Origin of the sequence: Stenotrophomonas sp. 704A1 (assembly GCF_030549525.1) — a bacterium.
Lineage (GTDB): Bacteria > Pseudomonadota > Gammaproteobacteria > Xanthomonadales > Xanthomonadaceae > Stenotrophomonas > Stenotrophomonas tuberculopleuritidis.
The window spans coordinates 3,648,516-3,660,566 of the sequence record NZ_CP130831.1; the positions used below are offsets into that span (position 1 = coordinate 3,648,516).

Here is a 12,051-nt window from a genome sequence, read left to right on the forward strand (position 1 = left end):
GGATTACTGCGCGGTGTAGACGATTTCGACGCGACGGTTCTGCGACCAGCAGGACTCGTTCGACTCGGTGCAGACCGGACGCTCTTCACCGTAGGACACGACGGTCAGCTGCGAAGCCGAACCACCGTTGGCCTGCAGGGCCGAGTTGACGCCGTTGCCACGACGCTCGCCCAGGGCCTGGTTGTACGCGCGCGAACCGCGCTCGTCGGTGTGACCCTGCAGGGTGATGCGCGAGGACGGACGGTCACGCAGGTACTTGGCGTGGCAGGCCATGATGGCCTGGAACTCCGGCTTCACGTCTTCCTTGTCCAGGTCGAAGTAGACAACGCGCTGACGCAGGCAGGCGTCGGTGTCCAGATCGCCCGGGCCGTACAGACCCGAGGTGGACGGGCCGGTCGGGGTGGTGGTCGAGGTGCCGGTATCGACCGGAGCCGGGGCTTCTTCCTTGACCTTCTTCGAGCAACCGGCCAGGACGGCCACGGACAGCAGGGAAACAAGCAGAACGCGGGTGGACTTGTTCATGGCAATACCTTTGTGGCTCCTAAGCCGATGAGGGGTTCAAAACAGCGGAAATATTAACACTCTTTTAGCGCTGGGTACGGTAGGGCGACCATGCCGGCTCGCGCACGTCACCGTCTGCCAGGACCAGGCGCTGGCGCACGCGCGCGTCGGCCGAGACGGCATACAGCACACCACGACCACCCTCGCGGGCGGCATACAACACCATGCTCGCGTTGGGCGCGAAGCTCGGCGACTCGTCCAGCGACCCCGGCGACAGCGTGCTCCAGCGCGGCGAGCCCAGCGAGCTGTCCATCATCGCGATCTTGTAGCTGTTGCCCGACCCCTGCGCAACGGCGATCTTCTTGCCATCGTAGGACACCGAGGGCTTGGCGTTGTAGTTACCCTGGAAGGTGACGCGCTCGGCGCTGCCGCCGCCGGCACCGACCTTGTAGACCTGCGGCCGGCCGCCGCGGTCGGAGGTGAAGTACACCGCGCTGCCATCGGCGGCCCAGGTCGGCTCGGTATCGATGGCGAAGTGGTTGGTCAGCTGGGTCAGCTGCTTGCTGCCCAGGTCCATCACGTAGATTTCCGGGTTGCCCGAACGCGACAGGGTCAGGGCCAGCTTGCGGCCGTCCGGCGAGAACGCCGGGGCGCTGTTGATGCCGCGGAAGCTGGTGACCAGTTCACGGGCACCGGTGCCGATGTTCTGGATGTAGATGGCGGAATTGCCACGCTCGAAGCTGACGTAGGCCAGCTTGCTGCCATCGGGGCTCCACGACGGCGACAGCAGCGGCTCGGCCGAACGCACGATGGTCTGCGGGTTGAAGCCGTCCGAATCGGCGACCATCAGCGCATAGCGCATGGCGTCGCCCTTGCCGCTGGCGGTGACGTAGGCGATGCGGGTCCAGAACGCGCCGCGCACGCCGGTGATCTTTTCGTAGATGGCATCGGCCATCTGGTGGGCGACATCGCGCATGGCATTGCCACGGGCGGTCATCGCCAGGCCGAGCAGGCGCTCGCCCTTGGGCACGTCGAACAGTTCGTACTCGACGCGGTAGGCCCCGGCGCCGGCGTCCATCACCCGCCCGACGACGATGTAGTTCTGCTTCAGCGCCCGCCAGGTAGCGAACTGGATGTCGCCGCCGCGGGTCGGCTTCTCCACGATCTGCGCTTCTGGCAGCGTGCGGAACTGGCCCGAGCGCTCAAGGTCGGCGCGGACCACGCTGGCCACGTCGGTCTGCGGGGCGCCAGCCGCGCCCTGGTAGGGCATCGGCACGATGGTGATCGGCAGGGCGGAGGCATTGCCGCCGATGATGTCGATATCCAGTCCCTTCTGCTGCGCGGCGGCAGCGAAAGGCAACAGGAGGGCCGCAAATACGGCAAGCCAGCGAGGCATCTTCTTCATGGAGCGCTCAATAGGGGGAACCGGAACGAGGGATAACAAAACGGGAGTGAACCGCTTCGCAATCATGAACCAAGGGTACGTGAATTCCGGGTCAGTGCCAGCCCGTCCTCTCACGCATCGTTAACGTCGTGGCCAACTTCGCATCCGCCTGCCCGGGGTCACGCCGCCCCGCAGGGCGGTGTTGGGCAGCTGCCGACAGCCTGCCCGGCCGAAACCGGGCCTGCCAGAGGCAAGTGCGTCATCTGCAGGCGCAGGTGGACCAGCACGGTCCACCTGCCCCGCCCTGTCCCGCCTCAGCGATCCTGGGCGGTGAAGGTGAAGTTGAGCGTGCGCGCGAACACCGATTCGAACCCGCGGTACGGCAGCGGCTGCGCGTTGAGCACGGCGGCCTCGATCGACCGCCTGCCGGCCTCGTCGTACGGGCAGTTCGGGCTGACCTTGGCCTGCATCACCGTGCCACCCGGGATCTGGGTGATGGTGATCTGGCAGCGCTGGCCCAGCGGCACCGTATCCGGGCGCACCCATTGCGACAGCACCTTGGCCTGGATCGCAGCGGCGTACTTGGCCGAAAGATCATCGCTGTTGCCCCCACCTCCGGCCGCCGGCTGCGACGCACCGCTGGCGCCGGCGGCCGCACTGCCGGCGGCATTGCGCGCGGCGGCGACCTGGCGCAGCTTCTGTTCGGCCAGCTTGGCTTCCTTCTCCGCCTGCTCGCGGCGGGCCCGGATCTCGGCGATCTTCTTCTGCTTCTCGGCCTCGGCCTTGTCGGCGGCCACGCGCTCCTGCTCGGCCTGCTTCTTCTTTGCGTCCGCTTCCTGCTGCTTGGCCAGGCGCAGCTTCTGCTCGGCTTCTTCCTGGCGTTTGCGTTCGGTCAGGTCGATCTGCTCCTGGCGGCGCTTGGCTTCCTGTTCCTGCTTGGCCTTCTCCTGCGAGATGGCCAGCGCGCTCACCGCTTCCTGGTCCTTGCTGTCCGGCTGCGCGACACGCTCCTGCGCCTGTTGCTGCTGCGGCGTGGGGGCGTCCTGCGGGCGCGGCTCGAGAATCGGCTGCGGCGGCGGGATGGTGTCTTCGGGCACCGGAATCGGCTCGGCGACCGGCGGCGGCAGGTCTTCCAGTTTTTCCGACTGGCGCAGGGCCTGGCGCGCGGCGGACGCCTCGGACGCGGACAGCGCCAGGCTGGCCTCGACCGACGGGTCGCCGGCGGCGGCATCGGTGTTGCGCTCGGGCGACCAGAACCAGGCCACGATGAAGACCAGCGCGACCAGCAGGTGCACCAGCAACGCCAGCGCCAGGGGCAGGCCCCAGCCCGGCTCGCGCTGCTGCGAAGGTGGCAGGGCGTCAGCGTGCATCGGTGGCCAGGCCTACCTTGTCTACCTTGGCGCGCTTGATCACATCCATCGCGGCGATGACCTTTTCGTAGGCCACGGCACGGTCGGCGGCAACGATCACGCGCACGCCCTTGTCCTGGGCGGCGATGCCGGCCAGGCGGCCTTCCAGTTCCTCGGCCGACACGGCGGTCGGTTCCTTGGCGTCGGGCAGCTTCAGGCTCAGCTGTCCGTCCTGGCGCACCGAGACGATCACCGGGTCCTGCTTGCTCTCCAGCGCCTTGGCGTTGGACTGCGGCAGATCGACGTCGAAACTCAGGGTAAGCAGCGGCGCGGTGACCATGAAGATGATCAACAGCACCAGCATGACGTCGATATAGGGAACGACGTTGATTTCCGATTTCAGCTTGCGGCGCTTGCGGCGACCGATGGCAGCGGACATGGCTTGGACTCCCGGGTCAGGCGCTTACTCGTCGCCAGCGCTCTGGCGCTGCAGGATGGAGCTGAACTCTTCGGCGAAGGTCTCGAAACGGACCGACATGCGCTCCACGCGGGTGGTGAAGCGGTTGTAGGCCCACACCGCCGGGATTGCCACGAACAGGCCGATGGCGGTGGCGAACAGCGCTTCGGAGATGCCCGGCGCCACGGCCGCGATACCTGCCTGGGCACCGCTGCTGATCATGTCGTGCATGGTCACCATGATGCCGAACACGGTGCCGACCAGACCCACGTACGGGGCGGTCGAACCGATGTTGGCCAGCAGTTCCAGATTGCGCTCGAGCTGGTCGACCTCGCGGGTATAGGTGGTGCGCATCGCGCGCTGGGCACCTTCCAGCTGCGCGCGGCCATCCAGCCGGCGCTTGTCGCGCAGGCGGGTGTATTCGCGGAAACCGGCTTCGAAGATCGCCTCCAGGCCGCCGACATTGCGGCTGCGGTCGGTGGCCGAGCTGTACAGCTTGCCCAGGTCGGCGCCGGACCAGAAGCGGTTCTCGAACTCGTCGGCCTCGCGGGTGGCCTGCTTGAACACGCGGGCCTTGCGGAAAATGATCACCCAGCTGACGAACGAGCCGATCAGCAGCAGCAGCACGATGATCTTCACCGGCAGGCTGGCCTTGGCCATCAGTTCGAGGTAGTTGATGCCGCCGCCGGTGGTGGCCTGGGCAAGGGTCTGGGTCGCGGCGTTGCTGACATCGGCCGGCAGTGCCTCGGTGACCGTGGCCTGCAGGGCCAGGAGCGTTGCGATCATCCGTTGTTCCTCAGTGTTCGGATTCGGGGTGGAGGTGGGGTTGCAGCGCGGCCAGGACGAGGTCGTCCATGCCACGCGGGCGGAAACTGGCCGCATCCAGTGCGGCGATGCGGACCTGGGCCGACAGCAGCAGTTCGCCGTCGCGCTCGACCCGCTGGTCGAAGACCATGCTGGCCTTCTTCAGCTGGACCAGGGTGGCGCTCACCTGCAGGGCATCATCCAGCCGGGCCGGCCTGATGAAGTCCATCTGCATGGAACGCACCGCGAACACCATGCCGTGCTCGCTGCGCATGCGCTCCTGGCCGTAGCCGAGCGCGCGCATCCATTCGGTCCGGGCCCGTTCCATGAAGGCCACGTAGCGGGCGTGGTAGACCACCCCGCCAGCGTCCGTATCTTCCCAGTAAATGCGTGTCGGCCAACTGAATCGGGGCTCAACCGACATCGGGAACCTCGGCGAACAGGTCCTGCGGCGGGTTCTTCGGCTTCAGGCCCATGTGCCGGTAAGCCTTGTGGGTGGCCATGCGGCCGCGCGCGGTGCGCACCAGGAAGCCCTGCTGGATCAGATAGGGCTCGACCACGTCTTCCAGCGTGCCGCGCTCTTCGGACAGGGCCGCGGCCAACGATTCGATACCCACCGGACCGCCATCGAAGTAGTCGACCAGGGTCCGGAGCAGCCGCCGGTCAAGCTCATCGAAGCCTTCCGGGTCCACCTTGAGCATCTGCATCGCGGCCTGGGCGACGGCTTCGTCGATATGGCCGCCGGCCTTGACCTGGGCGTAATCGCGCACGCGGCGCAGCAGGCGGTTGGCGATACGCGGGGTGCCGCGCGCGCGGCGCGCGATCTCCCCTGCCCCGTCGGCGGTGCAGTCGATGGCCAGGATCGAGGCCGAGCGGCGCACGATGCGGGTCAGCTCTTCGACACTGTAGAACTCCAGGCGCTGGACGATGCCGAAGCGGTCGCGCAGCGGCGCGGTCAGCAGGCCGGCCCGGGTGGTGGCACCGATCAGGGTGAACGGCGGCAGGTCGATCTTGATCGAGCGCGCGGCGGGGCCCTCGCCGATCATGATGTCGATCTGGAAGTCCTCCATCGCCGGGTACAGCACTTCCTCCACCACCGGTGACAGGCGATGGATCTCATCGATGAACAGCACATCGTGCGGCTGCAGGTTGGTGAGCAGCGCGGCCAGGTCTCCGGCCTTCTCGATCACCGGACCGGAGGTGACGCGCAGCGCCACGCCCAGTTCGTTGGCGATCACGTGGCTCAGGGTGGTCTTGCCCAGGCCCGGCGGCCCGAAGATCAGCACGTGGTCCAGCGCGTCACCCCGACCCTTGGCCGCCTGGATGTAGATCTCCATCTGCTCGCGCACCGGCACCTGGCCGAGGTAGTCGGCAAGACGCTTGGGGCGGATGCTGGCGTCGGCGGCGTCATCCTCGCGGGTGGCGCCGGCGCCGATGATGCGGTCGTCGGTCATGTGCTGATTATGCGGCAAAAGTGCGGGCTTCGGCCGGGCTGCGCCCGGCACCCGCAGAGGCCGAAGCAACGTCAAAGGCCGGCTACTGAGGAATGGCGGGGTGGGTCCGGCAGCGGGGGACGCTGCAAGTACGTCCATGTAAGCTCGGTCGCCGCATCCATGCGGCTCACGCCCCCGCCGCCGGACCCACCCCGCCTTCGACGGTTGGCCGCGATCTGTTGGAACCTGCTGCTGATGGCGGGTGCCTGAGGAGTCGGGTAGTCTCCGCAAGTTGAGCCCCCTTGTTATTCAAGGGGGCGCGCCGACAGGCGGGGGGACAAGGTGGAATGCGCGCGGGGCCCGCGGTTTGTACCGCAAACCGTGGGACGAAGCTCAAGGGGAGATCTGACGCGTCAGATCTCCACTTGAGCGCCCAGTTCCACCAGGCGGTTGCCCGGAATCCGGAAGAAGCCGGTGGCCGGGGCCGCATTCCTGTGCATCAGCGCGAACAGCTTGTCGCGCCAGATCGGCATGCCACGGTTGGCGGTGGCGACGATGGTCTCGCGGCTGGCGAAGAAGGTGGTGTCCATCGGGTCGAAGTAGATGCCACCGTGGTCGCACGAGCGCATCAGCGCCAGCGGCACGTCCGGGGTCTCCATGAAGCCGAAGCGCACGTAGACCCGGTAGAACTCGTCGCCCACCGATTCGATCTTCAACCGCTGGCCTTCCATCGCATACGGGATCGGCAGGGTCTCCACATGCAGGAAGACGTTGCGCTCGTGCAGCACCTTGTTGTGCTTGAGGTTGTGCATCAGCGCATGCGGGGCCACGGTCGGGTCGGCAGTGAGGAACACCGCGGTGCCTGGCACGCGCACCGGCGGGGCCAGCATCAGGCCCGGCAGGAAGGTGTCGATGCGGATGCCGTCCTTGCGGATCTCGTCGCGCAGCAGCTCACGCCCACGCCGCCAGGTACGCATCATGGTGAACAGGAAGATGCCCAGCACCACCGGGAACCAGGCGCCCTGCAGCAGCTTGGCGCCGTTGGCGATGACAAAGCCCAGGTCGATGATGAAGAACACCACGCACAGCGGCAGGATCCAGTTGCGGGCCTTGGGCCACAGCGAGCGCGCCACCAGGGCCAGCAGCAGGGTATCGATCAGCATGGTGGCCGACACCGAGATGCCGTAGGCCACGGCCAGGTTGGACGAACTGCGGAAGGCCAGCACCAGGCCGATCACCATCACCGCGATGCCCCAGTTGATACCCGGGATGTAGATCTGGCCGATGGTGTCGTGCGAGGTGTGCTTGATGCGCATGCGCGGGATGTAGCCCAGCTGCATGGCCTGGCGCGAGACCGAGAACGCTCCGGTGATGACCGACTGCGAGGCGATCACCGCCGCCATCGTGGCCAGGATGATCATCGGGTACAGCGCCCATGACGGCACCGCTTCGAAGAACGGATTCTTCAGCGCCTCGGGGTGGTTGAGCACCAGCGCGCCCTGCCCCAGGTAGTTCAGCACCAGGCACGGCAGCACGAAGAAGTACCAGGCATGGCGGATCGGCTTGGCGCCGAAATGGCCCATGTCGGCGTACAGCGCCTCGCCGCCGGTCACCGCCAGCACCACCGCGCCCAGGATGAAGATGCCGTGCCAGCCGTGCTCCATGAAGAAGCGGATCGCCCACCACGGGTTGAACGCCTTCAGCACTTCCGGCGCGTCGACGATGTTGTAGATGCCGATCGCCGCCAGCGAGATGAACCAGATCGAGGTGATCGGGCCGAACAGCTTGCCGATCTTCTCGGTACCGAAGCGCTGCGCGGCGAACACCGCCAGCAGCACCACCACGGTGATCGGCACGATGAAGGCATGCAGCCCCGGCGCGGCCACCTCCAGGCCTTCCACCGCACCCAGCACGGAAATGGCCGGGGTGATCACGCCATCGCCGAAGAACAGCGACGCGCCGAAGATGCCGAGGATGCCGACCACGTAGGCGGATCGCGAGCCGTTGCGCAGCGTGCGCTGGGTCAAGGCCATCAGCGCCATGATGCCGCCCTCGCCGTCGTTGTCGGCGCGCATGATGATGGTCACGTACTTCAGCGTGACCACGATGTTCAGCGCCCAGAACGCCAGCGACAGCACGCCCAGCACGGTGTCATGGTCGCTGTTGAGCCCATAGTGCGGCGAGAACGCCTCCTTCAGGGTGTACAGCGGGCTGGTGCCGATATCGCCGAAGACCACACCGATCGCACCGATGATCAGCGCCAGTCCCCCGGCCGGGGGCGCGTGACCGTGACCGCCAGGGGCGGCTGCGTGCGGGGTTTGACTGCTGGACATGGGACTCCTGGCGAAGCTCAGGCGGGATGAAGGAGGAAAACGGCGCGGCTCAGCGCAGCGCCGACTGCAGGGCCTTGCGGATCACGGTAGCCACTTCGTCGCCTTCATTGAAGGCGTCACGGGCCATGCGCGCGGCTTCGGCCGGCTTGTAGCCGAGCTGCTGCAGGGCGACGGTGGCGTCGGACAGCGGGTCGGCCGGGGCCGGGCCGCTGCCGGTGGGCAGCGCGCCGCCGGCACCGAACTGCGCCGCGCGGTCGCGCAGCTCCAGCACCATGCGCTCGGCGGTCTTCTTGCCGATACCCGGGATGCGGGTCAGCGCGGTGATGTCGCCGGCCTGGACCATCCGCGCGAACTCTTCGACAGTGACGCCGGACAACACGGCCAGCGCGATCTTGGCGCCGATGCCGCTGACCCTCTGCACATCGCGGAACAACCGGCGCTCACCTTCGCGCAGGAAGCCATACAGCGAGACGCTGTCTTCCTTCTGCGTGTAATGGGTGTAGAGGGTCACCTCGCGGCCGAGCTCGGGCAGGTCGTAGAAGGTGCTCATCGGCGCCTCCAGCTCATACCCCACTCCGTTGACATCCACCACCAGCCACGGTGGCGCCTTGTAGGCGACGATCCCGCGCAGTCGACCGATCATTGCGTGCTGCTCCTCATTTGCGGCCCCAGGCCTGGCGGGTACTGAGCCCCAGGCGGTTGGCCGTCGCCCTTACGTGGGCATGGGTGATCGCCACCGCCAACGCGTCGGCCGCGTCGGCCTGCAGCTTGGTTTTCAGGTTGAGCATGAGCCCGACCATGTGTTGAACCTGTTGCTTTTCGGCGCCACCCCGCCCGACCACCGCCAGCTTGATCTCGCTGGCGGCATATTCGTGCACCGGCAGGTCGCGCAGCACCACGGCGGAAATCGCCGCGCCACGGGCCTGGCCCAGCTTCAGGGCCGAATCAGGATTGCGCGCCATGAACACCCGTTCGATGGCCACCTCCTGCGGTTCGTACTCGCGGCACAGGTCGGCCAGGCCGAGCACCAGCAGTTTCATGCGCTGCGGGAAATCATCGGCCCCCAGCAGCACCAGCGGCTGGTGATGCACATGGCTCACCCGACCGCTGGCATCGACATCGATGATGCCGACCCCGGTCCGCTGCGAACCCGGGTCGATGCCAAGAATGCGGGTCATGCGGCACACGCGCGGGCGTGGCAGGTCCGGGGCGGACGCTGGCAGCGGCAATGGGAGGAAACGGCTGGGGTCATCATGGTCCGCATTGTCCGCTCACCGGCCGCCAAAGGCGACCGGCGATGCGTCCGTTCAGGCGTACGCGTCTGCGCCGAGATCGGCGTTGGAGTACACGTCCTGCACGTCGTCGAGGTCTTCCAGCATGTCCAGCAGCTTCTTGACCTGCAGGACGGTGTCGCCTTCGACCTTGATGTCGTTGTCGGCACGGAAGGTCAGTTCCGCATGGTCCGGCGTGCGGCCGGCGGCTTCCATCGCCTCCTTGACCGCGTGGTAGCTGTCCGAGGCGGTGATCACGTCGATCGCGCCATCTTCGGGATAGACGACGATGTCGTCCGCACCGGCCTCGATGGCCGCCTCGGAGATGGCCTCCTCATCGGCACCGGCAGCGAAATGCAGCACGCCCACCCGCTTGAACATGAAGCTGACCGAGCCTTCGGTGCCCATGTTGCCGCCGCACTTGCTGAACGCATGGCGGACATCGGCCACGGTGCGCACGCGGTTGTCGGTGAGGCAATCGACGATGACCGCCACACCGCCCGGGGCATAGCCTTCGTAGCGGATTTCCTCGTACTCCACCCCTTCCAGCTCACCGGTGGCCTTCTTGATGGCGCGCTCGATCACATCCTTGGACATGTTGGCAGCCAGGCCCTTGTCCATCGCCACGCGCAGCCGCGGGTTGTTGTTGGGGTCGCCTCCACCGCCGCGCGCGGCAACGCCGATCTCGCGGATGATCTTGGTGAAAATCTTGCCGCGCTTCGCGTCCGACGCGTTTTTGCGGTTTTCGATGGAGGGGCCTCTACCCATGGGTCTTTCCGTACGTGCGTTGATGGATAAGGCCGCGGATTCTACCTGATCGGGCCCTGTGACCGTGTCGAGGGTGGGCAGATGCCGCCGGGCATGGCCCGGCGCTACCAGGAGCAATGCCCGCACGGTAGCGCCGGGCCATGCCCGGCGAACCTACGCGGCGGCGGCGTCGCGGCCGTGGTCGAACTGGCCATGGCGGAGGAAATGCGCGGTCTGCCGCGCGGCATCCGGCGACACCACCAGCCCGCTGTGGCTGGTACGCACCACACAGTGATCGGTCAGGCCCGGCAGACGGGTCTCGGCCAGCGCCACCGTGCCGTCGGAGGCGTCATCGATGGCGCCGAGCAGGCTGCCCAGCCCGTGCGGCACCGAGCCGGCAATCAGGCCGACCGCCGCCCGGCCCTGCCAGTCCGGCAGGCCGTCCAGAAGCAGGTCGCTGCTGCGGCCCAGGGCCAGGCCCCAGCCGTGCTCGGACAGCGAACGGGCGGTGCCGCTGCCGAGCAGGGGCGACCCCAGGCAGACCACGCGCTGTACCGGAAGCTGCGGTTGCCGGCGCAGCGCTTCCAGCGCCAGCAGGCCGCCCAGGCTGTGCCCGACCAGCGACAGCGGCCCGGTACCGGACAGCCGTTCCAGCAGCTGCGGAACCGCCACGTCGGGGCCACCGAATACGGATGAATACCCGAAGGTGTGGACCTGGAAGCCGCGCGCGCGCAGGCGCCAGGCCAGTGGCCCGACCCAGGCTCGGGCATTCCAGATGCCATGCAACAACAGAACGGGGGGAGTCATGCACTACAGCCTGGCGGTCAGCGGGGTGGAAACCTGGAGCAATTGAACCGAAGCCAGGGGCAAGCGGCGGTGAACAACCTCAGGCCCCGCGCGGTGCACGGCGCAGGATGAATTCGAGATCGTTGGTGTCCCCTACCGGGAACAGGTATTCGCCGGCCTTTTCAAAGCCGTAGCGGGCGTAGAAGCGCTGGGCACCGAAGTTTTCCGACCACACCCCCAGCCACAGCGTGCGCGGACCGTCGCGCTCCAGCCAGGCCAGCGCGGTTTCCAGCAGCCGGCTGCCCCAGCCGCAGCTCTGCTGCGTCTTCACCAGGTACAGACGCTTGAGCTCGCCATCGCCCGGCTGCACGTCCGGGTGCGGCAGGCCACAGGGGCCGGCGGCGGCATGGCCGACCGCCTCCCCGTCCAGCTCCAGCAGCCACACCGCATAGTCGGGGTGGGCCAGGATCGTGCGCTGGCGCTCGACCGTGTAGGACGCTTCGATGAAGTCCTGCAGGTCCTGCGGCGGATACAGATGGCCGAAGGTTTCGGTGAACGTGCGGGCAGCCAGCGCCGACAGGGTCGGCGCGTCGTCCACAGTGGCACGGCGGATGGAATACATGCAGGAAGTTGACGTCAGGGCGAAGGGCGGGTCAAGCCTTTTCCGGCGATTCCGCTTCTTCTTCCTCGTCCTCGTCCTCTTCCTCGTATTCCTCTTCGTCCTCGTCCTCTGCTTCCTCGCCGTCCTCGTCCTCGTCGTACTCTTCCTCTTCGTCGTCCTCGTAATCCTCGACGCCGAAGTCTTCGCCGTCCCAACGGCCTTCGCCGTCGGCGACGAAGGTCAGGGCCATCGCCGCCGGGTTGGTACCGACACGGACCAGCCAGCCACCGAATACGCGTGCACGCTCGGTGACCAGGTTGGCCTCGGAGCCTTCATTGCCCAGCTTTTCCCACTCCAGCGAAAACGCAAACTCGGTCATTGCCTG

Annotated in this window: 14 protein-coding genes; all 14 read right to left on the reverse strand. The window is 67.1% G+C overall.

All coding sequences use genetic code 11. The annotated features are described in order from the left end of the window. Positions 1 to 3: 3 nt before the first annotated feature. Positions 4 to 522 carry a peptidoglycan-associated lipoprotein Pal gene (pal, locus tag Q5Z10_RS16765; RefSeq protein WP_025874668.1) on the reverse strand — a complete coding sequence of 173 codons (519 nt, stop codon included), beginning with the start codon at positions 520 to 522 and terminating at the stop codon, positions 4 to 6. Between the two features lie 64 nt (positions 523 to 586). Beyond that, positions 587 to 1,906 carry a Tol-Pal system beta propeller repeat protein TolB gene (tolB, locus tag Q5Z10_RS16770; RefSeq protein ID WP_303636510.1) on the reverse strand — a complete coding sequence of 440 codons (1,320 nt, stop codon included), beginning with the start codon at positions 1,904 to 1,906 and terminating at the stop codon, positions 587 to 589. Positions 1,907 to 2,199: 293 nt separating this feature from the next. Continuing rightward, the gene (tolA, locus tag Q5Z10_RS16775) at positions 2,200 to 3,255 is read right to left on the reverse strand and encodes a cell envelope integrity protein TolA (protein WP_303636511.1); all 1,056 of its coding nucleotides are present in this window, start codon (positions 3,253 to 3,255) and stop codon (positions 2,200 to 2,202) included. Then, positions 3,245 to 3,673, reverse strand: coding sequence for a protein TolR (gene tolR, locus Q5Z10_RS16780; RefSeq protein ID WP_005410751.1), 429 nt, complete (start codon positions 3,671 to 3,673; stop codon positions 3,245 to 3,247). The genes tolA and tolR overlap by 11 nt, the downstream gene beginning before the upstream one ends. A gap of 24 nt (positions 3,674 to 3,697) precedes the next feature. After that, entirely contained in the window at positions 3,698 to 4,477 is a 780-nt protein-coding gene (gene tolQ / locus Q5Z10_RS16785; RefSeq protein ID WP_154353219.1) for a protein TolQ, read from the reverse strand. Positions 4,478 to 4,487: 10 nt separating this feature from the next. Further along, positions 4,488 to 4,919 carry a tol-pal system-associated acyl-CoA thioesterase gene (gene ybgC / locus Q5Z10_RS16790; protein ID WP_303636512.1) on the reverse strand — a complete coding sequence of 144 codons (432 nt, stop codon included), beginning with the start codon at positions 4,917 to 4,919 and terminating at the stop codon, positions 4,488 to 4,490. Further along, positions 4,909 to 5,949, reverse strand: coding sequence for a Holliday junction branch migration DNA helicase RuvB (ruvB, locus tag Q5Z10_RS16795; RefSeq protein WP_303636513.1), 1,041 nt, complete (start codon positions 5,947 to 5,949; stop codon positions 4,909 to 4,911). The genes ybgC and ruvB overlap by 11 nt, the downstream gene beginning before the upstream one ends. A gap of 392 nt (positions 5,950 to 6,341) precedes the next feature. Beyond that, complete coding sequence (locus Q5Z10_RS16800; protein WP_303636514.1) at positions 6,342 to 8,261, reverse strand: potassium transporter Kup; 1,920 nt, start codon at positions 8,259 to 8,261, stop codon at positions 6,342 to 6,344. Between the two features lie 49 nt (positions 8,262 to 8,310). Further along, the gene (gene ruvA / locus Q5Z10_RS16805; RefSeq protein ID WP_303636515.1) at positions 8,311 to 8,904 is read right to left on the reverse strand and encodes a Holliday junction branch migration protein RuvA; all 594 of its coding nucleotides are present in this window, start codon (positions 8,902 to 8,904) and stop codon (positions 8,311 to 8,313) included. 13 nt (positions 8,905 to 8,917) lie between these two features. Beyond that, entirely contained in the window at positions 8,918 to 9,439 is a 522-nt protein-coding gene (gene ruvC, locus Q5Z10_RS16810) for a crossover junction endodeoxyribonuclease RuvC (RefSeq protein WP_303636516.1), read from the reverse strand. A 129-nt stretch (positions 9,440 to 9,568) separates the two neighbouring features. Further along, the gene (locus Q5Z10_RS16815) at positions 9,569 to 10,300 is read right to left on the reverse strand and encodes a YebC/PmpR family DNA-binding transcriptional regulator (protein ID WP_303636517.1); all 732 of its coding nucleotides are present in this window, start codon (positions 10,298 to 10,300) and stop codon (positions 9,569 to 9,571) included. 153 nt (positions 10,301 to 10,453) lie between these two features. Next, on the reverse strand, positions 10,454 to 11,086 hold the full coding sequence (locus Q5Z10_RS16820; RefSeq protein WP_303636518.1) for an esterase/lipase family protein: 633 nt from the start codon (positions 11,084 to 11,086) through the stop codon (positions 10,454 to 10,456). 79 nt (positions 11,087 to 11,165) lie between these two features. Continuing rightward, complete coding sequence (locus tag Q5Z10_RS16825; RefSeq protein ID WP_303636519.1) at positions 11,166 to 11,687, reverse strand: GNAT family N-acetyltransferase; 522 nt, start codon at positions 11,685 to 11,687, stop codon at positions 11,166 to 11,168. Between the two features lie 31 nt (positions 11,688 to 11,718). Continuing rightward, a complete protein-coding gene (locus Q5Z10_RS16830; protein WP_303636520.1) occupies positions 11,719 to 12,045 on the reverse strand; it encodes a DNA primase in 327 nt (108 codons plus the stop codon). Positions 12,046 to 12,051 lie beyond the last annotated feature (6 nt).